The sequence below is a fragment of the Kocuria sp. CPCC 205261 genome (assembly GCF_040981025.1).
Taxonomy (GTDB): domain Bacteria; phylum Actinomycetota; class Actinomycetes; order Actinomycetales; family Micrococcaceae; genus Kocuria; species Kocuria marina.
Genome location: NZ_JAVKPU010000009.1, coordinates 1 through 25381 on the forward strand (window position 1 = coordinate 1; position 25381 = coordinate 25381).

Sequence of the window (25381 nt, forward strand, 5' to 3'; positions counted from 1 at the left end):
TAGCCTACACTCACGACCACGACGTAGCGCCCGTTGCGTCCTGACCTCGGAACGAAACCCAGGGCGCTTCACCGACGATCAGATCGCCGTGCGATTCCAGTACGAGTGGCACGACCATGACGGCCGGTGGTGGCGCTCCTACGGCAATGAGCTGTGGCGTTTCGACGCACAGGGCTACATGACCCATCGCGAGGCCAGCATCAACGACCGTCCCATTGGTCAGGATGAGCGACGCGTCACCCCAGGCCACGGCGAACTTCCCACCTGGTGAGCCTTTCGCCCAGCGATTGAATGCCCCGCCGAGATCCACGACGACGACATTGCCCTCACTGCCACTGCCGTCCTCGTCCGGGCCGTCGAGTGGTTCAACCAGCGTGGTGTCACCGTCGAGAGGTGCTGTCCGACAACGGCGGCGCCTACCGCTCACACTTGTGGCGAGACACCTGCATCGACCTCGGCATCCGGCACAAACGCACGAGGCCGTCTCGGCCGCAGACCAACGGGAAGATCGAGCGGTTCCACCTCACCCTGGCCGACGGCTGGGGCTACGCCCGCTGCTAGACGAGCGAGGCCGAGCGCCGCGGGAAACCCGAGGGCTGGCTGCACTACTACAACCACCACCGCCCCCACACAGCCTGCGGGAACCAGCCACCCTTCTCACGATTGACCAACGTCTCCGATCAGTACACCTCGATCCCACACAGTTCGCTGCGGGTGAGGAAGCGCCGGCCCGTAGGGGCCTCGAGGGAGAAGCCCCCACCGCGGCCGGGAACGGCGTCGATCACCAACCGCGTGTGCCGCCAGTACTCGAACTGCTCGGCGGAGATCCAGAACTCCAGGCCCCCGAGATCCTCGCCGGTCGGGGACGGCAACCGGGCGGTGCCCAGCAGGACATCGGCCGCGCCCGTGCGGAACTCACCGGCGGGGAAGCACATGGGCGAGGAACCGTCACAGCATCCCCCGGACTGGTGGAACATGAGGGGTCCATGTTGCTCCCACAGTTCCTGCAACAGGGCCACTGCGGGCCCGGTGAAACCGACCCGTGAGGTGGTCTCACCGGGTACCGCAGCGGTCGCCTCGAGCACCACGGGGTGTTCGGGATCCGCGATGTCCGCCGGGGACGGGTCCGCCGGTGATGAAGGGGTGCTCATGACGGTTCCTCGCCTTCCGGTCAGGGTCTAGAAGAAGCCCTGCGCGTTCTCGGTGTAGCTCACGAGCATGTTCTTGGTCTGCTGGTAGTGGTCGAGCATCATGAGGTGGTTCTCCCTGCCGATGCCCGAGGACTTGTAACCGCCGAACGCGGAGTGCGCGGGGTAGCTGTGGTACTGGTTCACCCACACGCGGCCGGACTGGATGGCCCTGCCGGCGCGGTAGGCGGTGTTACCGCTACGAGCCCACACACCGGCGCCCAGACCGTAGAGGGTGTCGTTGGCGATCGAGATAGCGTCGTCGTACGAGCCGAACTTCGCCACCGAGAGCACCGGACCGAAGATCTCCTCCTGGAAGATGCGCATGTCGTTGGTGCCCTCGAACACGGTGGGCTGCACGTAGTAGCCGCCAGCGAGGTCGCCCTCGAGCTCCGCGCGCTCGCCGCCGATGAGAACCTTCGCTCCCTCCTTCTTGCCGATGTCCAGGTAGGACAGGATCTTCTCGAGCTGGTCCGTGGAGGCCTGCGCGCCGATCATGGTGTCGGTGTCGAGCGGGTTGCCGGCGGTGATGCGAGAGACGCGCTCGACCCCGTCCGCGAGGAACTGGTCGTACATCGATTCCTGGATCAGCGCGCGCGACGGGCACGTGCAGATCTCCCCCTGGTTCAGAGCGAAGAACGCGAAGCCTTCCAGGGCCTTGTCGTAGAAGCCGTCCTTCTGCTGGGCGACGTCCTCGAAGAAGATGTTGGGCGACTTGCCCCCGAGTTCCAGGGTCACCGGGATGATGTTCTCGGACGCGTACTGCATGATGAGTCGGCCCGTGGTGGTCTCACCGGTGAACGCGATCTTGCGAATGCGCTTGTTGGACGCGAGCGGCTTGCCGCACTCCACGCCGAAGCCGTTGACGATGTTGACCACGCCGTCCGGGATCAGGTCTTGGATCAGCTCCATGAGCACCAGGATGGACGCCGGGGTCTGCTCGGCGGGCTTGAGCACCACGCAGTTGCCGGCGGCGAGCGCCGGGGCGAGCTTCCACACGGCCATGAGGATGGGGAAGTTCCAGGGGATGATCTGGCCGACGACGCCGAGGGGCTCGTGGAAGTGGTACGCCACGGTGTCCTCGTCCAGCTGGGACAGCCGCCCTTCCTGCGCGCGGATCGCACCGGCGAAGTAGCGGAAGTGGTCGATGGCCAGGGGGATGTCCGCGTTGAGCGTCTCGCGCACGGGTTTGCCGTTGTCCCAGGTTTCTGCGACCGCGATCACCTCGAGGTTCTCCTCCATGCGGTCCGCGATCCTGTTGAGCATGAGCGCTCGCTGCGCGGGCGTAGAGGCGTTCCACGACGGCGCTGCGGCCCACGCGGCGTCGAGTGCGGCCTCGATGTCTTCGGCCGTTCCCCGGCCGACCTCGGTGAACGCCTTGCCCGTGACGGGGGTGACGTCCTCGAAGTACTGCCCCTTGACCGGGGGCACCCACGCGCCGCCGATGAAGTGTTCGTAACGGGATTTGAAGCTGACGACGGATCCGTCCGTGCCGGGCTGGGTGTACACGCTCATGGCGACCATCCTGTTGTCCGAAAGTGAGGTGCACCACACTATAGCCAGGCCCCCGACATCATGACAGGCACCCGCATGCCCCCTTATGCGTACACAATGTGCACACGCAACGGGGCGGCCCGGGAGAACCCGGACTGCCCCGTTCACAGAAAGTGCCGGTGGTCGGTGGCGCCTACTCGGTGCGTTGCCCGTCCGAAGGCGCGGCGGGAGCGTACGCGTGCGAACCCTGCTCACCGGAGTGGGCGGGCTGCTCCATGAGGGCGGCGTCGTCCTTGAACGGCTCACTCGAACGCGGGGCGTCGTAGAGCCGGGTGTCCAGGATGCCTTCGCGCTTGGAGACGATCGTGGCCACGAGGGCCTGACCGGTGACGTTCAGGGCGGTGCGGCCCATGTCCAGGATCGGGTCCACGGCGAGCAGCAGGCCCACGCCGTCGAGCGGCAAGCCCAGCGTGGACAGCGTCAGGGTCAGCATGACCGTGGCACCGGTGGTGCCGGCGGTCGCGGCGGAACCCAGGACGGAGACCAGCGCGATCAGCACGAAGTGCATCGGGGTCAGGGGCACACCGTAGAACTGCGCGACGAAGATCGCGGCGATCGCCGGGTAGATCGCGGCGCAACCGTCCATCTTGGTGGTCGCACCCAGCGGGATCGCGAAGGACGCGTAGTGCCCGGGGACACCCAGGTTGCGCTCGCTCACGCGCTGCGTCATGGGCATGGTGCCCAGGGACGAACGGGAGACGAAGCCCAGCTGCATGGCGGGCCACACGCCCGAGAAGAACTGCTTGACGGACAGCCCGTTGAGCTTGATCAACAGGGGGTAGACCACGAAGGCCACGAGCAGCAGGCCCACGTAAACCGTGATCACGAACTTCACGAGCGAACCCATGGAGGTCCAGCCGTACTCGAACACGGCGCGGCCGATGAGCCCCAGGGTGCCCAGGGGAGCCAGGCGGATGATCCACCACACGACCTTCTGCATGATGGCCAGCGCGGACTGCATGAAGGTCAGGAACGGCTCGGCGGCCTTGCCGACCTTCAGCGCGGCGATGCCGATCACGAGCGAGACCACCAGGATCTGCAGGATGTTGAAGTTCACGGCGGTGGTCACGGTCTCCGGATCCACGACCTTGGAGCTGGTCTCCAGACCAAGGAAGTTCACGGGGATCAGGCCCTTGAGGAACCCGAGCCACGAGCCCTCGCTGCCGGAATACGTGCCGGGCTGTTCCTGGCCGGTGCCCACACCGGGCTGCGCGATGACACCGAGCAGCATGCCGATCACCACCGCGATCAACGCGGTGATGGCGAACCACAACAGGGTCTTCCACGCGAGGCGCGCGGCGTTGGAGACGTCACGCAGGTTGGCGATGGAGGAGATCACGGCCGTGACCACGAGCGGGACCACGGCGGCCTTGAGGATGGTGACGTAGCTCGTGCCGATCGTGTCCAACGTGGTCATGAGCCAGTTGGGGTTCTCCTCGGGGTCGCCACCCATGGCAGCGGCCAGCGATCCGAGGAGAAGACCCAAAATCAGAGCGATCAGGATCTGCCACCCGAACGACGTCATCCACCGCGGGAGACGGCGAGTACTTTCTGCGGAATTCATGCGCCCAGGATAGGCCCGGGTATCCTAAACGGCACGGGTCACATGACGAAATATGACAGCGTGACACGGGAATAAAATCCCGCACCCTGACGAATCCCTGAGAATCCGCCGCCTACAGGGCCAAGGCGTACGAGAGTGTGTCCAATCCCACGGAGCCCAGGCGCAGTGCGCGGGCATGAAACTGCCTGAGGTCGAAGTCCGCTCCCTCGCGCGCCATGGCCTGCTGCCGGGCGTCGAGCCACATCTGCTGGCCGATCCGGTAGGACGGCGCCTGACCCGGCCATCCCATGTAGCGCAACCATTCGAAGCGCAGCACGGAATCGGCCATCACTACGTTGTGGCGCAGGAACGCCCAACCGTCGTCGGAGGTCCAGGTCTCACCCGCGCGCGCGCCGCCCAGCAGGTCCCCGAGCACCTCCGGGATCTCGAAGCCGCAGTGGAATCCCACGTCGAAGATCACGCGCACCGTCCGCAGGCGCTGCGAGTCGAGCATGCCCATCCGATCCCCGGGGTCGTCCAAGAAGCCCAGCTCGGCCATGAGTCGCTCGGCGTACAACGCCCAGCCCTCGCCGTGACCGGAGACCCAGATGCCCATCCGGCGCCATCTGTTGAGCTCACCCGCGTTCGCCAGGGCTGTGGCGATCTGCAGGTGATGACCGGGGACACCCTCGTGGTAGACCGTGGTGGTCTCCTCCCACGTGGCGTGCTGGGAGACGTTCTCGGGGACGGACCACCACATACGCCCGGGCCGGGTGAAATCACCGCTCGGGGGCGTGTAGTAGATGACGCCGTCGTGCGTGGGGGCGATCCGGCACTCGAGTTCGCGCATGGGCTCGGTGATCTCGAAGTGGGTGTCCGCGAGGGTGTCCAGTGCGGCGTCTGATAGCCGCTGCATCCAGGTCTGCAGCTCCTCGGGGGAGTGCAGTTGCCGTGCGGGGTCCGCGGTGAGCGCGGCCATCGCCTCGGGGATGCTCGCTCCCGGCTGGATCTGCTCCGCGATCCGGCGCTGTTCGGCATCCAGCTCGAGCAGTTGCTGCACCGCCCAGTCGTAGACCTCGCGCGGGTCCAGCCGGGCGCCCAGGAACGAGGCGAGGTGCAACCGGTAGTCGTCAATCCCGCACGCGTCCGATTCCCGCGCCCCGGGGGCGAACTCCTCGCGCAGTGCCCGGGCGACGCCGCGGTATGCCTCGCGCGCAGCGTCCGCGGCGCGGCGCAGCTCCTCGCGCACGCCCTCCGGCGCGGTGGGGTCGTTCGTGAGCACCGCGAAGGAGCCCTTGTCCGACGCGTACTGCTCCGCCTGCTGGGAGGCCTCCACGATCTGCGGGGCGGACGGCGGGCGGTCCAGTTCCACGGCCTCGCGCAGGCCCTCGAGGTACTGCTCCAGGGCCGCGGGGATGTTGGCCATCCGGCCGGCGATGTGCTTCCACTCCTGCTCCGTGTCCCGCGGCATGGCGTCCAGGATCTGCCGGATCTCCTGCACCGGGGACGCGATGTTGCTGACCACGGACACGTCCAGGTTCGCCTCGTGGCGGTCCAGCTGCAGGCGCAGCTCGTCGCGCAGCGCGTGCAGCGTCACGCGGTCCACGTCGTCCTGGGGCTCCGCCCGTTCGACGAGCTCGAGCGTGGTGCGGGCCAGTTCCGCGGCGGCCGCGCGGCCCGCGGGCCCGTAGTCCGGGTAGTCGGTCTCGTGGCCGGGAATGCCGTTGAACGTGGCGGCGCTGGGATCCAGGGCCATGCAATGGTCGAAGTAGGTTTCTGCGAGGGTGTCCACGGCGGTCGCGGAGCGGTGCGTGGTGCCCAGGGGTGCCAGGGGTTCGCGGCTCTGCGGGGTGGAGTCGATGTGCGTCACAGAGTGTCACCCTAGTCACGCTCCGGCCGGCGGCAAGCACCCTGGCGAGTCCGACACGCCCGGGCGGTGTGCGCTCGCACGTCGGCGCTGTCGCAATTCGGCGCGGCGACGGCGCGGTTCCCTCGGCACCGGGGAGCGCGCCGGTGTACTCACCGGTGTGGCCGCCGCGAAGCACCGGGGCTGCGAGTTCAGCCCGCGAATCGTTCCTCGAGTTCCGCGAGCAGCTCGAGCACTGCGTCCGTACCCGCGACCGGGCCGCCGGCGAGCAGCCCATCGGCACCGAGCACCACGACCCACGGGGTACCGGGGTGCTCGAACATGGCGCTCACCTCGTGCTCGCGGTCCACCAAACACGCTGCACGCAGGCTCGGAGGGAGCAGATCTCGGTCCTCCTCGCGGGCCACCACGGCGTGCACCGCGACCGGCCCCAGGTGGTCGGGCATCCCCGCCGCACGGTCGATCGCGGGGGTGCATGCCCCGCACGAAGGACTCACGTGGACCAGGGCGCGCGCCGCGGTGGCGGCCAGCCCACGCAGGGTCACCGGGTTGCCGGCGGCGTCCGTGAGCCCCGCGTAGGGAATGGGTAAACGCGCGTAGACGTCGTGTTCTTCGGGGGCTTTGGAAATGCCGGCCGGTCGTGGGGCTGCGGAGTCTCCCGCGGGTCGAGGCGCGACGGCGCCGGGGACCGCACCCGCTGGTGGGCCCGCCTGCGCGGGGACCGGAGTACCCGCTGTGAGCGCGTAGGCGGGCACAGCGGCGTCGTCGTGCGAGGAACCCGGCAGCGGCGGGATCCCGGCGAGCGCGTGCGGGTCACCGGCGTGGGACGGACCCGGGCGTTCGCTCCACAGGCTCACGAGCATGAGTCCCACGGGGATCGCGACCGCCGCGACGACCCACCACGGGACGTCCAGGACCGGCCCGTCGTAACCGCCCACGGTGACGAGCAGCAGGGCCAGGGCGGCCACGATCGTGAAGGCGAGGTTGCGCACCACGGTCCGCCTGGACACCGGGGCGCGGGACAGGGAGCCGAAGCACCCGCACGAGGCGGGATCCGACTGCCGGGTGCCGCGGAACACCGCGGCCGTGAACACCGAAAACAGCACCGTGGCGGCGGAGGCCGCGGCCCACAGCACCACCCCGGAGGCCAGCAGGAGCGCGATCGCCAGGACCAGTTCGAGCCACGGCAGGACGCCCTGTAGCCAACGCGCCGTGAGGGGCGTGGGCAGGGACGTCAGCAGGGACGGGCCGGTGGAGGGGGAGACGAGCTTGGCCACCCCGCTGATCAGCAGCACGAGGGCGAGTGAACCCAGGGAGGACGAGGAGATGACAGCCACGGAAACATTATCCATTTCGATGCATCCTCCTCATGTGCGCTGACAAGCCGACAAGGGGGCGGCGGACTGGGCTCAACGATCGGGCAGGGTGCGCCGCCACGCACCGCGCCCCGGTCGCAACCGCAGGCCCAGGCGCAGTCGCCGGGTCTGGGACCGCGGAGGCTTGGGTGCGCGGGAGGGCTGGGCGTCCTGCGCCGCGGCCTGCGCGGAGAACACCACGGTGAGCGCGGCCAGCTCCTCCGGGGTCGGGTTGCCGTGGGTGACCGTGAACAGGGGGTCCTGGCGACTCGTGGTCTCGGGCAGCGAAGCGACCGCCGCGGTCCCCGGATCATGGGCGGGACGGGACACGTCACCGGCCGCCCGTGAGGCCGGTGAGGTGTTCTCGGCCGTGCTCACAGCGGGATGTTCCCATGCTTCTTGGCGGGGGTGGACGCGCGCTTGTCCGCGAGCCCGCGCAGGGCCCGGATGATTTGCTCGCGGGTCTCGGACGGGCAGATCACCGCGTCCACATACCCAAGTTCGGCGGCCTGGTAGGGGTTGAGCAGGTCCTCCTCGAACTTCTGCGCGAGTTCGGCGCGCAGCTGCTGGTCCTCACCAGTTTCCTGGGCGGCCTTGAGGTCCCGGCGGTAGAGGATCTCCACCGCACCCTGGGAGCCCATGACACCGATCTGGGCGGTGGGCCACGCGAGGTTGATGTCCGCGCCCAGCTTCTTGGACCCCATCACGATGTACGCGCCGCCGTAGGCCTTGCGGGTGATGAGCGTGACCAGGGGGACCGTGGCCTCCGCGTACGCGTAGAGCAGCTTGGCCCCGCGGCGGATGATCCCGTTGAACTCCTGGTCCGTGCCGGGCAGGAACCCGGGGACGTCCACGAACGTGAGGATCGGGATGTTAAAGGCGTCGCAGTGACGCACGAACCGCGCGGCCTTCTCGGAGGCCGCGATGTCCAGGGTCCCGGCGAACTGCATGGGTTGGTTTGCCACGATCCCCACGGTGTGACCCTCAACGCGGGCGTAGCCCACCATCACGTTGGGGGCGTAGAGTTCCTGGATCTGCATGAAGTGCCCGTCGTCCACGACCGTCTCGATCACGGTGCGCATGTCGTACGGCTGGTTCGCGGAGTCCGGGGTCAAGGTGTCCAGGGCGAGGTCCTCGTCCGTGACCTCTTCGACCTGGTCGTGGTCGAGCACCGGGCTGTCCTGCAGGTTATTGCCGGGCAGGTACTCGAGCAGCTCGTGGACGAAGTCGAAGGCGTCCTGCTCGTCCGAGGCCAGGTAGGCGGCGGTGCCCGTGCGCTCGTTGTGGGAGCGGGCCCCACCCAGGGTCTCCATGTCCACGGTCTCACCCGTGACGGTCTTGATGACGTCTGGGCCCGTGATGAACATGTGGGAGGTCTTGTCCACCATGACCACGAAGTCGGTCAGTGCGGGGGAGTAGGCGGCGCCACCGGCGCACGGGCCCATGATGAGCGAGATCTGCGGGACCACCCCGGAGGAGCGCACGTTCATGCGGAAGATGTCCGCGAACATCGCCAGGGAGGCCACGCCCTCCTGGATGCGGGCGCCGCCGCCGTCGTTGATCCCGATCACCGGGCACCCGTTGCGCAGTGCGAACTTCTGGACCTTGACGATCTTCTCGCCGTTGACCTGGGACAGGGAGCCCCCGAACACGCCGAAATCCTGGGAGTAGACGGCCACGAGGCGCCCGTCCACGGTGCCGAAACCGCTCACCACGCCGTCACCCAGCGGCTTCTTCTTCTCCATGCCGAACATGGTGCTGTGGTGCACGGCCAGGGCGTCGAACTCCACGAACGAGTCGGGGTCCAGCAACATCTCAATGCGTTCCCGGGCGGTGTTCTTCCCGCGCGCGTGCTGCTTGTCCACGGCCGCCTGTCCGGACGGTACCGCGGCCTCCTCGCGGCGCTGCCGGAAGTCGGCGATCTTGCCTGCTGTGGTGGACAGGTCGTGGCTCATAACACCTCGCGTCATCGTGATCGGTACTGGTTGGGCGTACCGCGAGCCCTGGGAACGCCCCCCAGTGTAATTGCAGGGCCCACACGCGCCTTTGTAGAAGTCCCACAACGCAGGCCGGTGCTCTTTCGACGGGCGCGAGCGTCCCGGGTCCCTCAGACGGAGGTGTCGGACCCCACCGAGCCGATCGTCACGGTCCATTCCCGGATCGTGTGCTCCGTGACCACACCGTGGACCACCAGGGGGTCCTCGGCGATGATCCGTTCGATCTCCTCGGCGCTGTCCGCGCGCAGGACGATCAATGCGGCGTCACCTTCCAAGGGCCCCGAAACGATCACGACGCCGCGCTCGTGCAGTTCGCGCAGGAACGCGCGGTGGGCGGGGCGGTGCTCGGTCAGGATGTCCTGCGGGCCGCCGTAGACGTAGTTCAAGGCGTAGACGCTCATACCGGGTCCTCTCGTGGTGGCACTGGCTGGTCCCAGCATATGCCCGGCTCACGACGCTAGACATAAACTTGCGGTACCGCCCCGTCGTCGACATGCGTCGTCGGCACAGTCATGTGAGGAGTACCCATGGAAGCCACCGAGGACCGGCCCGCCGCGGACTACCGCGCCGCGGAGCTGGACGGGGCGCTGCGCGGCCACGGGTGCCGCCTCACGATCCTGGACAGCGTCCCGTCCACCAACGAGTGGCTCGTCGAACAGCTCTCGCGGGACGCGGCGCACGACGCCGCCGGGGCACCGCTGCGAGCGGTCGTTGCGGGATTCCAGAGCCGCGGCAAGGGGCGCCTGGACCGCAGCTGGTTCACCCCCGCGGGCACCGCCGTGACGTTCTCGGTGGCCCTCACGCCGCGGGACCGCTCGGGCCGCGCGTGGCCGCAGGACCTCCTGCCGTGGCTCACGCTGATGCTCGCGCACAGTGTCACGGCCACCGTGCGCGAGCTGACCGGCGTCCCCGCGGCGGTGAAGTGGCCCAACGACGTCCTGATCCGCGAACGCAAGGTCTGCGGCATCCTCGCGTCCCTCGTACCCTCGCCCCCCGGTGCCGCACACCAAGGACCCACCGTGGTACTCGGCGCGGGCATCAACGTCCAGCAGGGCCACCTCCCGGTCCCCGGCGCCACGTCCCTGCGCCTCGAGACCGGGAACGACGCCGCTGTCCCCACCCGCAGCGCGGTGCTCACCGGGGTGCTCGCCCACTTCTCCCGCGCCCTCGACCGCGCGAGCGTGGACCCCGCCGCGCAACTCGGGCCGGGTGGGGAACTGCGACGGGAGCTCGAATCCGCTCTCGACACCCTGGGACGCCGCGTGCTCGTGCACCTGCCCGGGCGCAACGCGCCATTGCCCGCCACCGCCGTGGGACTGGGATCGTCCGGTCAGCTGCGCGTGCGCGACGACGACGGCCGCGAGCACGAGTACGGCGCGGGCGACGTCGTCCACGTGCGACCCGGCCCCCGCACCCCGGAGGACGCCGGACACGAGAACGAGAGGCCCCGATGACACGCTCGCGCCGCGCCCTGGACCTGGCACCGGGGGAGGACACGGTCGTGGCCACCCGCGCCCACCCCGTGAAACTCGTGGCCCCGGCGCTCGCCGCGTGGGCGATCGTGTTCGGTTATTCGGCCCTGCGCCGCGTCCTGGACCTCACGTGGCGGCCCACAGCCACCCCATGGACCACGCTGCACGCGTTCGTGGGGTGGCTGCTGCTCATTGCGGCATTGCTGCTCGCGTGGCGGTTCGTGCTCTCGCCCGCGTGGCGCTGGCTGCGCACGCGCTTCGTGCTGACCACCGCGCGGCTTGCCCTCGTGGGGCCCCCGGCGCGGGACGGTGCTGTGTTCCTGCCCCTGAACGAACTGCGCTCGGTGCGCGTCACGCGCGGGGCCACCCGGCCCGGCGAGGCCCGCGAGGGCCTGGACCGCGGCACCGTGCTCGCGGATTTCGGGGGCCTGGGCGGGCTCAAACTCGCCAGCTGCCCGCAACCGGCCCGCTTCGCCGCGTTGGTCCGCGAGTCCGCGGCGGACGCGGGCAACTACAGTGGTGGAGGCAACACGGCCGGACCGGGGTATCCCGGAACCCATATCGCCCAGCAAGGAGGACCGCGTGGCTGACGACCCCTCGGAGCACACGGACGGATACGTCACCGGGCCGCAGACCGAACAGCTCAACCTGAACGTGCACAATCCCGTGCAGTCCAACCTGTACGGGTCGGAGGAGTCCAAGGCGGCGGCGCGCCACCTCGACTCCCTGTTGTTGGGTTCGCAGCGTCACCTGCGGCGCCGGGAGGCCGCGCGTGAAGCGGGGCTGTCCACGGCGTCCGCCCGGAAGATCTGGCGTGCCCTGGGCTTCCCGAACCTCAGCGACGACGACGTCTACTTCACGGGCGAGGACGTCCGGGCCCTGCGGGTGGTCTCCAACCTCGTGCAGGAGGAGAAGCTCAGCGAGGAGGCCGCGCTGTCCCTGGCCCGCTCCGTGGCGCAACTGACCGACCGCATGGTCGTGTGGCAGATCGAGGCGCTCGTCGAGGACATGGTGGCCCACCGGGACATGACGGACGCCCAGGCACGGCGCGAACTGCTGCGCATGCTCCCGGAGATTCTCGAACCGCTCGAGAACCTGCTCGACTACGCGTGGCGCCGTCAGCTCTCCGCAGCCGTGCAACGACTGGCCATGCGCGGTGAACGCGCGGACGGGTCCACGGTGAGCCTCGGGATGACGGGCCCGGACGTGGGCTCCTCGTCCCTGCCGCTCGCGCGCGGCGTGGGGTTCGCGGACCTCGTCTCCTACACGTCCCTGTCCCGGCAGATGAACGAGCGCACCCTGGCCAACCTCGTGCAGCGCTTCGAGAAGCGGTGCGCGGAGGTGATCTCGATCGGCGGTGGCCGCGTGATCAAGACCATCGGCGACGAAGTGATGTTCCTGTCCGAGACCCCCGAGGGCGGGGCGCAGATCTCGCTCGCACTCGCCCGCGTGATCAAGAACGATCCCCTGTTGCCGCAGGCCCGCGTCGCGTTCGTGTGGGGGCGCGTGCTGCCGCGACTCGGTGATCTCTACGGGCCCACCGTGAACCTCGCGTCCCGGCTCGTGGCCCTCACGGAACCCGGGGGTGTCATGGTGGACGCCTCCACCGCCCGTGTACTCGACGGCGACGACCGGTTCGTGCTGACCCCGCAACCCACCCGCAACGTGCGCGGCTTCGGGGACGTGCGCCCCGTGTCGATCACCCAGGGCCACGGGCCCTTTCTGGAAGACGAGGTCGAATGACCGTTCCCCTGACCATCCGATCGGGCGGTGTCACCGATCGGGGACTGCGTCGTGAGACGAACGAGGACGCACTGATCGTCACGGACACCATGTGTGCCGTCGCGGACGGGATGGGCGGTCACGAGGCCGGTGAGGTGGCCAGCGCGCTGTGCGTGTCCACGCTGGGTGGCTCGGACCTGTTCTCGCTCGACGACTTCCGCGACTACGTGATCGTGGAACCGGCACCCGGATCGGACGTCGCCCGGTTCCGCGCGACGATCGACCGCCAGCTCAAGCTCGACCCGGACGTGCCCAACGAGGCACTGGAGGCCGTGCACCGGGTGCGCTCGGTGCTGTGGGAAGCGGACCAGGCCATCCAGGCCCAGTGCGGCACGCGCGCCGGGACCACGGTCACGGGTGCGTGGCTCGTGGAGATCGCCGGTACCTGGTTGTGGCTCGTGTTCAACGTGGGGGATTCGCGCACCTACCAGCTCGTAGGCCCGCCCGTGGGGGAGCCGCCCACGACCGAGACCGGACCCGTGGGCGTGACCCAGCTGACCGTGGACCACTCCGAGGTGCAGTACCTCGTCTCGATCGGCCAGCTCACCCCGGCCCAGGCGCTCGTGCACCCGCGGCGCAACGTCATCACGCGCGCCCTTGGCACGGGCCAGATCTGGGAACCGGACGTGATCGTGGTGCCCGCGGTGCCGGGGCAGCGGTTGCTCATGTGCTCCGACGGTCTCACGGGGGAACTCTCGCCCGCGCACATCGCCCGCGTCCTGCACTCGGTCCCGCACCCCAAGGAGGCCGCAGACGTCCTGGTCCAGGCCGCGCTGCGCACTGGTGGCCGAGACAATGTCACGCTTGTGGTCGCGGACGTGCTGCGCGCGGACGACCCCCGCGCCAACACCACGTCCATCCCCAGGATCCGCTGAGTTCACGTCTCGGGCATCGCGCGGCCGGTGCCTGGGCACGCGAACGGGCCCCGAGCGGCGTCGTGATGGACCACGCCGCTCGGGCCCGTTGCGTGCGCGCCTCAACCCGAGCGTTTCGTTCGCAATGAAACGGTCGGGGCACGGCTCACGCGGACGCGGAACCCCCGCGCGAGCCGGCCGGGTCAGGCGTGGTGGCCGCGCGTCTGGGCGCCCGGGTCCTTGGCGGGCTTGGGCTCCTTGACGGGGGCCTTGCCGCTCGCGCGCAACCGGCGGTAGTAGCCCGCGGCCTCCTCCTGGCGCTCGGCCTCCACCGTGCCGCCGATCTCAGCGCGCAGCAGCTCGGGCGAGAGCCCGAACGCGTCCACCAGCTCCAGGGAGTAGGGGCGCAGGCGCGCAATGAGGCGGTTGATGTAGGACTCCAGAGCGCGGCCGCGGCGCATCGAGAGCCGACCGTAGGAGAGGTACCACGCGAGGTCCTGCTCGATCAGGTGCAGGCCGAAGAGGTCCCGCAGCCACGTGAGCACGCGCTTGGTGTCCGGGTCCTCGATCTTCTCGAGACCAGCGGTGAACGCCTCCCACTGCAGCAGCTGGGCGTGGGAGCGGGCGGCCTCGAGCAGCCGGTTCTGGTTGTCGTTGAACGCTTTTGCCTGCTCGGTGCGGGACTTGCGGGAGACGGCCCGCAGCTCGTCCGCGATGTCGCCGATCATGGTCTGCACCCGGTCGGTGAGCAGCGCGCGCTGGGCCGCGGGATCGCGCAGGGCGTTGACGGACTTGCGGGAGTCCCCGGTGTCCGAGAACGCCTGGGTCAGCTTGCGCAACCCGGAGCGGTTGAAGCCGGCCTCGGTGGCGCGGTCCGCCACGTAGCGGGCCATCACGCCCACGTCCGCGTTCTTGAACTCCGCGGAGTAGTCGTTGAGCAGGCGCTTGGCCACGAGCTGGAGCAGGATGGTGTTGTCACCCTCGAAGGTCACGTACACGTCCAGGTCCGCGCGCAGCTCCACGAGGCGGTTCTTGGCCATGAAGCCCGCACCGCCGCACGCCTCGCGGCACTCCTGCAGCGTGTCAAGGGCGCTCCACGTGGACATCGGCTTGAACGCCGCGGCCAGGGTCTCGAGCTCCTGGCGGTTGCCGTCGGACTCATCCTCGCCGGAGAACACCTCGTGGAACTTGTCGAGCAGCTGCTGGTGCGCGAAGGTCATCGCGTAGGTCTCGGCGATCCGCGGGATCAGCCGGCGCTGGTGGCGCTGGTAGTCCAGCAGCGTCTGCTCCTGGATGTCCGAGTCCGTGGTGAACTGCCGGCGCTGCTCGGCGTAGCGCACCGCGATGCTCAGCGCGGCCTGGTTCGCGATCGTCGCGGCGCCGTCGAGGGACACGCGGCCCTGCACCAGCGTGCCGATCATGGTGAAGAAGCGCCGGCCCGGGGACGGGATGGGGGAGGAGTAGACGCCGTTCTCGTCCACGTCCCCGTACTTGTTGAGCAGGTTGGTGCGGGGCACGCGCACGTGGTCGAAGTGCAGTCGGCCGTTGTCGATGCCGTTGAGCCCGCCCTTGCGGCCGTCGTCCTCGCCGCCCACGCCCGGCAGGAACTCGCCGTTCTCGTCCCGCAGGGGCACGTAGAGGCAGTGCACACCGTGGTTGGTGCCGTTGACGATGAGCTGCGCGAACACGGTGGCCGCGCGGCCGTGCACCGCGGCGTTGCCGAGGTAGTCCTTCCACGCGGCCTTGAACGGCGTGTGGATCTCGAACTCGTCCGTCTCCGCGACGTACGTGGCGGTGGTGCCGATCGAGGCGACGTCAGAACCGTGGCCGATCTCCGTCATGGCGAACGCACCGGGCATGCTGAGGTCCAGGATGGAGGGGAGCCACTTCTTGTGGTGCTCCTCGGTGCCCAGGTTCAGCACGGCGGAGCCGAACAGGCCCCACTGCACACCGGACTTGATCTGCAGGGACGGGTCCGCGAGCACGAGCTCCTCGAACGCGGAGAGGTTGGCGCCGGGGCTCATGGCCCCGCCCACGCTCTCGGGCATGCCCAGGTACTGGGGCCCGGCATCCGCGAGCAGCTTGAGCTGCTCGAACGTGACGTTGCGCTGGTCCGCAAAGGACTGGTCGTACTGGGACTGGAAGCGGGGATCCTTCGCCCGCTCGCGTGCCGCCTTGCGTGCTTCGGGCCAGCGCCCCAGCAGGATGGCGCCGAGCTCGGCGGTGTTGATCCCGGACGGGGTGGTGGCACCGTCCTCGGGCAGGTCTTCGATGCGGTCGGTATTGGGAACTGTTCCGCTGACCGAGGTAATGGACATCATGACTCCTGACGGTTCTCTGGGACGGGTGGTTTACCCGTCGTCCTGATGGGGGAAGTTGGTGGTGCGGATTCACTGCCGGTCACGGGGCGCAGGCCCTCCACGGCCCACGTGGTGATGATCCGACTCATGGTGTGGCGATCCGGTTTCGCGGTATCGCCGCCGAGTTCGAGCCAGGCCTCACCCGCACCGCGGACCATGCCCACGGTGGAAGCGGCCCAGCACTTCAGGACCCCCTCGGGCGTGGCCCGGCTGCCGTGGTGGCGCATGTGTTGCTCCATGAGCAGGTCCCTTACGGAATCCACGAAGCGTTCGATCGTGGAACCCCGTTCCGTGGGTGCGGTCACCACGAAGCGGTAGACCTCACCGGAGGCCGCCACGGACTTGAGGTACTCGGAGACGAGGGCGTGGATCATGGCGGCGAACGTGTCCGCTTCGCTGGCCGCGGCCACCATGCGTCGACGCATCCGGGTCACGAAGTACTCACCCACCGCGGCCTGCACGCCGGCCTTGTCCTTGAAGTAGCGGTAGAAGACGGACTTGGAGGTCCCGCACGCCGTGGCGATCTCCTCCATGGACAGCGCAGCACCGTTCGCGGCCACGGCGTCGCGCGCGGCCGTGATCAGTTCGATCCGCCGCACGGCGCGGTGCCGCTGCCAACGCGAGCTCCTGCCGTCCACGGGGTGGGTGACCTGTTTCACGATACCGAGAGTATCAGCTATTCTGGATCCCGAGTGATCCAGATCGCATAAATTCCCCGAAAGGAACTACGCATGAGCGAGAACACGCAGAACACGGCACCGTCCACCCCGGCCACCGGAACCGGTTCCGAAGCCGCCAAGCGAGTTGCGGCCCCGGCCGCCTCCTCCGCGCCGCAGGGCGGAGCGACGGGAGCCCGCGCCGTCGTCGTGGCGGGCAACCGCATCCCCTTCTCCCGCGCGGGCGGGCCGTACGCGAACGCGTCCAACCAGGACATGCTGACCGCCGCGATCGACGGGCTCGTGGCCCGGACCGGGATCGCGGGCGAACGCCTGGGCGCCGTGGCGGCCGGTGCCGTGATCAAGCACTCCCGGGACTTCAACCTCACGCGCGAGTCCGTGCTGGGCTCCGCGCTGGACCCCGCGACCCCGGCATACGACGTCCAGATGGCGTGCACCACGGGCATGGAGACCGTGAGCTCGATCGCCAACAAGATCCGGCTGGGCCAGATCCGGGCCGGGATCGCTGGTGGTGTGGACTCGTCCTCGGACGCTCCCATCGCCGTGAGCGAGGGGCTGCGCCGCGCGCTGCTCAAGCTGCAGCGCGCCAAGACCACTGCCCAGAAGCTCAAGGCGTTCAAGGACCTGCGTCCGGGCGACCTCGCGCCGTCGGTGCCCTCGTCCGGTGAGCCGCGCACGGGCCTGAGCATGGGTGAGCACCAGGCGCTGACCACCCAGAAGTGGGGCATCACACGCGAGGCCCAGGACGAGTTGGCCGCGGCCTCCCACCAGCACCTGGCCGCCGCGTACGAGCGGGGCTTCTTCGACGACCTCGTGACCCCGTTCAAGGGTCTGACCAAGGACAACAACATGCGCCCGGACTCCACCGTGGAGAAGCTGGGCGGGCTGAACCCGGTGTTCGGCAAGAAGCTCTCCGGTGAGGCCACCATGACGGCCGGCAACTCCACGCCGCTCACGGACGGTGCCTCCGCGGTGCTCATCTCGTCCGAGGAGTGGGCCGGTGAGCACCACCTGACCCCACTCGCCGAGGTCGTGGACAGCGAGGCCGCCGCGGTGGACTTCGTGACCGGCAACGAGGGCCTGCTCATGGCCCCGGCCTACGCCGTGCCGCGTCTGCTGGCCCGCCACGGCCTCACGCTGCAGGAGCTGGACCTCGTGGAGATCCACGAGGCGTTCGCCTCCACCGTGCTGTCGATCCTTGCCGCATGGGAGTCCCCGGAGTTCTGCAAGGACCGCCTGGGCCTGGACGCGCCCCTGGGTTCGGTGGACCGCGCCAAGCTCAACGTCAACGGGTCCTCACTCGCCACTGGGCACCCCTTCGCCGCCACGGGTGGTCGCATCGTTGCCTCCACCGCCAAGGAACTGGCCGCACGTGCCAAGGAGACGGGCAAGCCGCAGACAGCGCTGATCTCGGTGTGCGCCGCCGGTGGTCAGGGTGTGGCCATGCTGCTGCGCTCGGTCTAAGCGAGTTCACGGCCACGGCGAGACACCACGATTTCTGGGAGAGGACACAAGTGACGGACACATATCTGGACATGGTCAATTCGGGGCTGGGCAAGCAGCTCGCGGGCAAATTGGGCCTCCCGCGCCCGGTTACGCTGCGCCGGTTCACCGCGGACGGGGACTTCCCGAGCGGCTCCGTGCTCGTGCTCGGCCGGGGTGCGGCGGGCGACGCCGCGTCGTCGGCCCTGCTCGGCTGGGACCTGGACGTGCGCCGGCACGCTCAGGACGTGGACCGGGTGGGTGCGGTGGTGATCGACTACACGGAGGTCGACAGCCCCGCCGATCTCGCGGACGCCGCCCTCGAGCTGGCCTCGGCCGTGCGCAAGCTGCGCCCGGGCGGGCGGGTCATCACGCTGTCGCGACCGGCGCCCGGGATCGGGACCGGAGCGGCGTCGGGCACGCTGCCCGGCGCGCGGCAGTTGACCCCGTCGCAGGCCGCGGCGCGCCAGGGTGTCGTGGGCATGCTGCGCTCGATCGCCCAGGAGATGCGCGGCGGCGTGACCGCCAACGGCGTCCTGCTCGCGGACGACGTCGCTGCGGACGCTCCCGGTGTCACGGGCGCCCTGCGCTTCTTCCTCTCGGGCCGCAGCGCGTACGTGGACGGGCAGTTCCTGACCGTGGGTGACGACCGCGGGGACGCGGACGTGGACTGGGTGCACCCCGTCGCGGGCAAGGTCGCAGTGGTCACGGGTGCCGCACGCGGGATCGGCGCGCAGGTCACGCGTACGCTCGCGGCCTCGGGTGCCACGGTCATCCCCGTGGACGTGCCCGCCGCCGGTGACGCGCTGAGCAAGCTCGCCAACGAACTGCGCGTGCCCGCGTTGCAGCTGGACGTCACGGACCCGCAGGCCGGACAGAAGATCCTGGACCTCGCGGTGTCCCGGTACGGCCGGCTGGACCTCGTGGTGCACAACGCGGGCATCACGCGGGACAAGATGCTTGCCAACATGGACCAGGCCAAGTGGGATTCCGTGATCGCGGTTAACATCGAATCGCAGTTGCGGATCACCGAGACCCTGCTCGCCTCCGATCAGCTGGGCCCGGCGCCGCGCATCGTGTGCCTCGCGTCCACGAGCGGCGTGGCGGGTAACCGCGGTCAGACCAACTACGCCGCCTCCAAGGCCGGGGTGATCGGTGCGGTGGCCGCCACGGCACCGCTGATCGCGGAGAAGGGCGGGACCATCAACGCCGTGGCTCCCGGGTTCATCGAGTCGGACATGACGGCCAAGATCCCGGCGGCCCGCCGCCAGATCTCCCGCCGGTTGAACTCCCTGCAGCAGGGCGGCACGCCGGAGGACGTGGCACAGGCCATCACGTTCCTGCTCTCGGACGCCGCCGGTGGGATCAACGGTCAGACGTTGCGCGTGTGCGGCCAGAGCCTCGTGGGAGCATGATCGCATGAGCACTCCTGACCCGGTCCTGCCCACCGTTCCCTCCGACTACGAACTCGTCCAGCCGGCGGGTTCGGTGAAGCTGCCCGCGCTGTACGCGTCCGCGGGGGCGCGCGCGGCGTCGTCGGCGGCTTCCGACGCCGCCGCTGCGGCCACGCACAAGGTGCTCCCGGCTCTGCGCGACTCGCCCGTGGGGCGCGTGCTGCCCGGCGCGCTGCGTAAGCCCCGCACGGAACGCGTGGGGGCTGCCCTGCAGGTGCCGCGCGTGGCCCACGTCGTGGAGGACGTTAGCGCGGAACCCGAGTGGCACGAGAAGTTCTGCCGCGTGGTGCACGCAAGCACGCATCCCGTGGCCCCGGGGTCGCAGCACACCACGGTGTTCTCGGGTGCGCTGCACGCGCTCGCGTTCCCCGTGGCCATGTCGGTGCTCACGCGCAAGGACTTCCCCCTGCCCGTGCTGGGCATGGTGCACCTGAGCAACACCATCCGCCACGTCACGGACGTGGCCGTGGGGGAGCGGCTCACCGCCACGGCGTGGACCGAGAATTTGGGCACCCACCGGTCCGGGACCACGGTGGACGCCGTGGTGACACTGTCCCGCGAGGGCGGGTCCGTGGTCTGGGCCGGGCGCTCCACGTACCTGGCCAAGGGCGTGCACACCGCGATCGCGGACGAGGGCGCGCGCGTTCCCGAGGAGTCCTCCCACGAGCGCGCACCGTTTGATCCGCCGCAGCAGACCGCGCAGTGGGTCCTGGGCGCCGGGACCGGGCGGGACTACGCGGCGGTCAGCGGCGACTACAACCCCATCCACCTCTCCGACCCGTCCGCCAAGGCGCTCGGGATGAAAGGGGCGATCGCGCACGGGATGTACACGGCCTCGCGTGCGCTGGCGCTGACCGGCGTGCCCGCGGAGGTCCCCTTCGCGTGGTCCGTGGACTTCGCCGTCCCGGTGCAGCTGCCAACTACGGTGGCGGTCTCGGTGGACGACGACGGTCGGGGCGCCCACTGGCGCGGTTCCCGCGTCCTCGTGTGGGACCCCAAGCGGCAACGCCCACACGCGGAGGTCACGGTCACGGCCCTGTGACCGCTCGCTGATCCGCCTGACGAACACCCCCGGGACCGAGGTTCCGGGGGTGTTCGTGTCTGTCGGTGGGGTGGGACACAATGGGGGGCGTGAGCACAGACAACGCGCGGCGGGCCACGGACGCCACGGGCCAGAGCCTCAATCCGGACGAGCCCAGCGAGACACTGCGGGAGGAGTACGCCGATCTCGCGGACCGCGTCCGCGAAGCACGCACGGCGTACTACGTCCACGACCAACCCGTCATGTCGGACGCCGAGTACGACCGGTTGTACCGCTCCCTCGAGGAGTTCGAGGCCCTGCATCCCGAACTCAAGGCGAACGATTCCCCCACGCAGGAGGTGGGCGGTGACGTTTCCGCGGCGTTCAGCGCCGTGAAGCACCTCGAGAAGATGTACTCGCTCGAGGACGTCTTCTCCACGGACGAGCTCATGGCGTGGTTGACCCGCGCCCAGCAGCAGGTCGAGCAGTTGCCGGGTGCGCCCACCGTGGCGTGGTTGAGCGAGGTCAAGATCGACGGCCTGGCCGTGAACCTGCTGTACCGCAACGGTGTGCTTGTCCGGGCCGCCACGCGCGGGGACGGCACCACGGGTGAGGACATCACCCACAACGTGGCCACCATCAAGACCATCCCGCAGCGGCTGACCGGTGAGGACTTCCCCGAAGAGGTCGAGATCCGCGGCGAGGTGTTCATCTCATCCAAGGATTTCCGCGCCCTCAACGAGGCCATCGTGGAAGAAGGCCGTGCGCCGTTCGCGAACCCCCGTAACGCCGCGGCGGGGTCCCTGCGCCAGAAGGACCCGCAGGTCACCGCGCGACGGCCGCTGTCCATGTTCGTGCACGGCATCGGGTTCTCCCGCGGTTTCGAGCTGGAGACGCAGTCGCAGGCGTACGACGTCCTGCGGGACTGGGGACTGCCCGTGAGCCCGTACTCCCGGGTCCTGGACTCGATGGAGAAGGTGCTCGAGTTCATCGCCGAGTACGGCGAGAAGCGTCACAGCCTGCTGCACGAGATCGACGGCATCGTGATCAAGGTGGACGACCGCCGCACGCAGTTCCGGCTCGGCTACACCTCCCGCGTCCCCCGGTGGGCCGTGGCGTACAAGTACCCGCCGGAGGAGGTCAATACGAAACTCGTGGACATCCTGGTCAACGTGGGTCGTACCGGTCGCGTCACGCCCTTCGGGCTCATGGACCCGGTGCGCGTGGCGGGTTCCACCGTGGAGATGGCCACCCTGCACAACCAGGACGTGGTCAAGGCCAAGGGCGTGCTCATCGGGGACACCGTGGTGCTGCGCAAGGCCGGTGACGTCATCCCGGAGATCGTGGGGCCCGTCGTCGCACTGCGGGACGGCACGGAGCGGGAATTCGTGATGCCCACCGAGTGCCCGTCGTGCGGCACGCCCCTGCGTCCCGCCAAGGAGGGGGACGTGGACATCCGCTGCCCCAATGCGGAGACGTGCCCGTCCCAGCTCAAGGAGCGCGTCAACCACGCGGCGAGTCGCGGGGCCTTCGACATCGAGGCACTGGGCGAGGAAGCGGCCAAGGCCCTGACCCAACCTGTTCCCCAGGACGCACCGGACGGCACCGAGTTCTCCGTGCCCCCGCTGCGCAACGAGGCCGGGTTGTTCGATCTCACGCCGGAGGACCTCAAGGAGGTGAAGGTGTGGCGGGACTCCCGGCGCACCGTCACGGACAAGGAGACGGGGGAGAAGACCCAGCGGGTCACCCCCGAACTCGTCCCGTACTTCTGGACCAAGCCCACCAAGAACAAGCCGAGCGTGCCCTCCAAGACCACGGAGATCATGTTCCAGCAGATGGAACAGGCCAAGGACACCGACCTGTGGCGGATCCTCGTGGCGCTGTCCATCCGCCACGTGGGTCCCACGGCCGCGCGCTCGCTGGCCACGTCCCTGCGCAGCATGGACGCGATCCGCTCGGCGGACCTGGACACGCTCGCGGGCACGGACGGGGTGGGCCCCGTCATCGCGCAGGCCGTCATCGAGTTCTTCGAGGAGCCGTGGCGGTGTGAGGTCGTGGACCGCTGGGCCGCCGCGGGTGTGCGCATGGAGGAAGAGGTGGACGAGTCCACCCCCCGCACACTTGAGGGAGTCACCGTGGTGGTCACGGGATCGCTCGAGGCCTACAGCCGGGACTCCGCGAAGGAGGCCATCCTAAAACGCGGCGGCAAGGCGTCCGGGTCGGTGTCCAGGAAGACGGCGTTCCTGGTGGCTGGCGAGAACGCGGGTTCCAAGCTCGACAAGGCGGAGTCCCTCGGGGTTCCCGTGCTGGACGAGGCCGGTTTCGAGCGCTTGCTCGCGCAGGGCCCGTCGGCGTTCCACGACGCCGCTGCCGCACCGGGAGCTTCCTCGGCCGAGGACGCCCAGGACGGTGACCCGGAGGCCTCGGCCCCGGACGTGGCCGAGTCGGATGGCCAGGGCGCCGCGGCTGACGCCCCGGATGCCGCTGCATCCCACGACAACGCGGGGAAGTGAGACGCGAGATGGCGGATGCACTGGAAGGGTTGGGTCCGGGGTCGGACGAACTGCAGGAGCTGTTGGAGGTCGCGCTGCGCGCCGCACAGGCCGGGGCCGATGTCCTGAGCGGTCGTGACAGCGCCGAGTTCCACGCACAGACCAAGTCCTCGGACGGCGACTGGGTGACGTCCTTCGACGTCGCCGCGGAGGAGGCTGTGAGTGCCGTCCTGCGCCGTGAACGGCCCCGGGACGCCATCACGGGGGAGGAATCGGGAACGTACGTGCCCGAGCACCGCAGCCCCGTGCGGTGGTCGGTGGACCCGCTGGACGGGACCACCAACTTCATCCGGGACATCGTGTACTACGCCACCTCCGTGGCCGCGTGCGACGAGCACGGGAACTGGCTCGTAGGGGTCGTGAACGCCCCCGCTCTCGGGCGGATCTATTACGGCGTCGCAGGCCTGGGTGCGTGGGTCCGGCGGGACGGACGGGACACGAGGCTCACGGGTCCGGTCCCCGGCCGCCGGGGCGCGCTCTACGGCACGGGTTTCTCGTACGACCCCGCCGTGCGGCGTGAGCAATTCGGCTCGTTCCTGGACATCATGGAGAACTTCTCGGACATGCGGCGCCTGGGAGCGGCCTCCCTGGATCTCTGCATGGTGGCCGACGGCACCCTGGACGGTTACTCCGAACGTGGACTGCACGAGCACGACTGGGCGGCCGGCGCATTGATCGCCCACGAGGCCGGGGCGGTGGTGCAGCGCCCCGATCTGCCCGTTCCACCGGCGCTGAGTGAGCAAGAACACTCAGCGGGCAGTGCGATCGCGAACGCATACGAAAAGACCCGCGTGACCAGTGTGATCGCGGCCTGGGCCCCGCGCTGAGTAGTGGTAATCACACCGTTATCGGTTGGCAATCACACCGTTATGCGAGCCGGGAACCCGGGTCGGGTTGACCCGTTCGTCGCGGGTGGCCTAGCGTGGCCGGAGTTGATCGGCCGTGGTGGCCGTGATACGTGTCCGCGACTGGGGGTGTCCCCAGAAACGGGATAACGAAAAAGTAACTTTCTGCTTGGCAACGCCCGGAACGTTACGTTATCGTTATTATCAACTTCCTCAGCGGACTTTCGTGAGCGGAAGTTCGCTTCCGGGCCCGCTCGATCCGTGGCTCGGCTTGTGCTGGATGTTGCCGCAACACCGTACGTCGTCTGTATGGCAGCATTCCGTAGTTTCTACCCCTAACACCAACTGTCAAGGGTGGACGACGGCGCGAAGACACCCAGGGATGGGAACGAGCGTAGGTGGCCTTACGGAGCATAATGAAGACTTCAACCGCGATTCGCCGTGGTGCCGCTGCTGTCCTGATGGGCGGCGTGGCCGTGGGCGCCTTCGCCGTTCCCGCCAACGCCGCTCCCGTCTCCACGTGGGACGCCCTGGCTCAGTGCGAGTCCGGTGGCAACTGGGGCACCAACACCGGTAACGGTTTCTCCGGCGGTCTGCAGTTCACCCCGAGCACCTGGGCTGCCTTCGGCGGCACCGGTTCCGCTCAGGGGGCTTCCAAGGGGGAGCAGATCCGCGTGGCCGAGAACGTCCTGCAGGGTCAGGGCTGGGGCGCATGGCCCGCTTGCTCCGCCAAGCTCGGCCTGTCCGGCAACGGTGGGGGCGTCGCCTCCGCCGCCTCGGTGAGCACCCAGGCGTCCTCCGTGAAGCAGGCTGCCCCGGTGCAGCAGGCTGCTCCCGCTCCGGTCCAGCAGGCCGCGCCCGTGAAGCAGGCTGCCCCCGTGCAGCAGGCCGCTCCGGTTCAGCAGGCTGCCCCCGTGGCCCAGGCTCCGGCCGTGACCTACTCCGCTCCCGCGGCTCCCGTGCAGCAGGCCGCTCCCGCCGCCGGCACCTACACCGTGCAGGCCGGGGACACCCTGGGCACCATCGCCAACAAGCTGGGTGTCAACGGTGGCTGGCAGGCCCTGTTCGCCGCCAACTCCGGCACCGTGGCGGACGCCAACCTGATCTTCCCGGGCCAGGTTCTGAACATCCCCGCCTGATCCAGGCACTCATCGCTCGCGATGACCGGGTGATGCGGTGGACCGAGGTCCGCCGCTGACCCCTCGAAGCCCCGCCCCGCACCGATCCCGGTGTGGGGCGGGGCTTCGTCATACCCGGAACCGGTCCGGATCCCACGGTGTGGGCTTCACGCCACGGCATCCTGCGGGGCCCCGATTGCCGAGCCGGAGGATTCCTCTCCGGCTTCCGGGATGCGACCTGTGGGGTGCCACAATGAGGTC

General features: G+C 69.2%; 21 protein-coding genes and 1 pseudogene. 12 read left to right on the forward strand and 10 right to left on the reverse strand.

All coding sequences use genetic code 11. The annotated features are described in order from the left end of the window. On the forward strand, positions 1-271 hold a 271-nt coding region (locus tag RF646_RS09610), incomplete at its 5' end, for a DUF1348 family protein (protein WP_368835839.1). Positions 272-301: 30 nt separating this feature from the next. Next, positions 302-687 (forward strand): annotated as a pseudogene (locus RF646_RS09615) (integrase core domain-containing protein); the annotation flags it as partial. Here RF646_RS09615 and RF646_RS09620 read toward each other — a convergent pair. From RF646_RS09620 to RF646_RS09655, 8 genes are all read right to left on the reverse strand, one after another. Next, positions 681-1151 carry a DUF779 domain-containing protein gene (locus RF646_RS09620; protein ID WP_144999006.1) on the reverse strand — a complete coding sequence of 157 codons (471 nt, stop codon included), beginning with the start codon at positions 1149-1151 and terminating at the stop codon, positions 681-683. The pseudogene RF646_RS09615 and the gene RF646_RS09620 sit on opposite strands and share 7 nt — an antisense overlap. A gap of 27 nt (positions 1152-1178) precedes the next feature. Continuing rightward, on the reverse strand, positions 1179-2702 hold the full coding sequence (locus RF646_RS09625; RefSeq protein ID WP_064846902.1) for an aldehyde dehydrogenase family protein: 1524 nt from the start codon (positions 2700-2702) through the stop codon (positions 1179-1181). A 172-nt stretch (positions 2703-2874) separates the two neighbouring features. Further along, complete coding sequence (locus RF646_RS09630) at positions 2875-4305, reverse strand: dicarboxylate/amino acid:cation symporter (RefSeq protein WP_368835840.1); 1431 nt, start codon at positions 4303-4305, stop codon at positions 2875-2877. 112 nt (positions 4306-4417) lie between these two features. Then, positions 4418-6154, reverse strand: coding sequence for a DUF885 domain-containing protein (locus tag RF646_RS09635; protein WP_368835841.1), 1737 nt, complete (start codon positions 6152-6154; stop codon positions 4418-4420). Between the two features lie 188 nt (positions 6155-6342). Then, positions 6343-7488, reverse strand: a complete 1146-nt coding sequence (locus RF646_RS09640; protein ID WP_368835842.1) for a MauE/DoxX family redox-associated membrane protein — start codon at positions 7486-7488, stop codon at positions 6343-6345. A 72-nt stretch (positions 7489-7560) separates the two neighbouring features. After that, positions 7561-7884: an acyl-CoA carboxylase subunit epsilon gene (locus tag RF646_RS09645; protein WP_368835843.1), complete on the reverse strand. Its 324-nt coding sequence runs from the start codon at positions 7882-7884 to the stop codon at positions 7561-7563. Next, the gene (locus RF646_RS09650; protein WP_368835844.1) at positions 7881-9461 is read right to left on the reverse strand and encodes an acyl-CoA carboxylase subunit beta; all 1581 of its coding nucleotides are present in this window, start codon (positions 9459-9461) and stop codon (positions 7881-7883) included. The genes RF646_RS09645 and RF646_RS09650 overlap by 4 nt, the downstream gene beginning before the upstream one ends. 152 nt (positions 9462-9613) lie before the next feature. Continuing rightward, positions 9614-9904: a YciI family protein gene (locus RF646_RS09655; protein WP_368835845.1), complete on the reverse strand. Its 291-nt coding sequence runs from the start codon at positions 9902-9904 to the stop codon at positions 9614-9616. Positions 9905-10030: 126 nt separating this feature from the next. On the opposite strand from RF646_RS09655, the gene RF646_RS09660 reads away from it, so the two are divergent. The 4 genes from RF646_RS09660 to RF646_RS09675 are packed head-to-tail and all read left to right on the forward strand — an operon-like array spanning position 10031 to position 13632. Beyond that, a complete protein-coding gene (locus RF646_RS09660; RefSeq protein WP_144999016.1) occupies positions 10031-10957 on the forward strand; it encodes a biotin--[acetyl-CoA-carboxylase] ligase in 927 nt (308 codons plus the stop codon). Then, the gene (locus tag RF646_RS09665) at positions 10954-11565 is read left to right on the forward strand and encodes a hypothetical protein (RefSeq protein WP_368835846.1); all 612 of its coding nucleotides are present in this window, start codon (positions 10954-10956) and stop codon (positions 11563-11565) included. Before RF646_RS09660 ends, RF646_RS09665 begins: the two co-directional genes overlap by 4 nt. Beyond that, positions 11558-12718 carry an adenylate/guanylate cyclase domain-containing protein gene (locus tag RF646_RS09670; protein WP_085106618.1) on the forward strand — a complete coding sequence of 387 codons (1161 nt, stop codon included), beginning with the start codon at positions 11558-11560 and terminating at the stop codon, positions 12716-12718. The genes RF646_RS09665 and RF646_RS09670 overlap by 8 nt, the downstream gene beginning before the upstream one ends. After that, positions 12715-13632, forward strand: a complete 918-nt coding sequence (locus tag RF646_RS09675) for a PP2C family serine/threonine-protein phosphatase (protein WP_144999020.1) — start codon at positions 12715-12717, stop codon at positions 13630-13632. Before RF646_RS09670 ends, RF646_RS09675 begins: the two co-directional genes overlap by 4 nt. 182 nt (positions 13633-13814) lie before the next feature. Here RF646_RS09675 and RF646_RS09680 read toward each other — a convergent pair whose 3' ends face one another. After that, on the reverse strand, positions 13815-15929 hold the full coding sequence (locus RF646_RS09680) for an acyl-CoA dehydrogenase (protein ID WP_368835917.1): 2115 nt from the start codon (positions 15927-15929) through the stop codon (positions 13815-13817). Further along, on the reverse strand, positions 15929-16630 hold the full coding sequence (locus RF646_RS09685; protein WP_231885613.1) for a TetR/AcrR family transcriptional regulator: 702 nt from the start codon (positions 16628-16630) through the stop codon (positions 15929-15931). The genes RF646_RS09680 and RF646_RS09685 overlap by 1 nt, the downstream gene beginning before the upstream one ends. A 72-nt stretch (positions 16631-16702) precedes the next feature. On the opposite strand from RF646_RS09685, the gene RF646_RS09690 reads away from it, so the two are divergent. The 6 genes from RF646_RS09690 (at position 16703) to RF646_RS09715 (ending at position 25141) form a co-directional block, all read left to right on the forward strand. After that, complete coding sequence (locus RF646_RS09690; protein ID WP_368835847.1) at positions 16703-18112, forward strand: acetyl-CoA C-acetyltransferase; 1410 nt, start codon at positions 16703-16705, stop codon at positions 18110-18112. A gap of 50 nt (positions 18113-18162) precedes the next feature. Then, positions 18163-19545, forward strand: a complete 1383-nt coding sequence (locus RF646_RS09695; RefSeq protein ID WP_144999022.1) for a 3-oxoacyl-ACP reductase — start codon at positions 18163-18165, stop codon at positions 19543-19545. 4 nt (positions 19546-19549) lie between these two features. Beyond that, positions 19550-20626: a MaoC family dehydratase gene (locus RF646_RS09700; protein WP_368835848.1), complete on the forward strand. Its 1077-nt coding sequence runs from the start codon at positions 19550-19552 to the stop codon at positions 20624-20626. 89 nt (positions 20627-20715) lie between these two features. Continuing rightward, positions 20716-23118: an NAD-dependent DNA ligase LigA gene (ligA, locus tag RF646_RS09705; protein WP_368835849.1), complete on the forward strand. Its 2403-nt coding sequence runs from the start codon at positions 20716-20718 to the stop codon at positions 23116-23118. An 8-nt stretch (positions 23119-23126) separates the two neighbouring features. Further along, a complete protein-coding gene (locus RF646_RS09710) occupies positions 23127-23984 on the forward strand; it encodes an inositol monophosphatase (protein ID WP_368835850.1) in 858 nt (285 codons plus the stop codon). Between the two features lie 434 nt (positions 23985-24418). Continuing rightward, positions 24419-25141 carry a transglycosylase family protein gene (locus tag RF646_RS09715; protein WP_368835851.1) on the forward strand — a complete coding sequence of 241 codons (723 nt, stop codon included), beginning with the start codon at positions 24419-24421 and terminating at the stop codon, positions 25139-25141. Positions 25142-25381 lie beyond the last annotated feature (240 nt).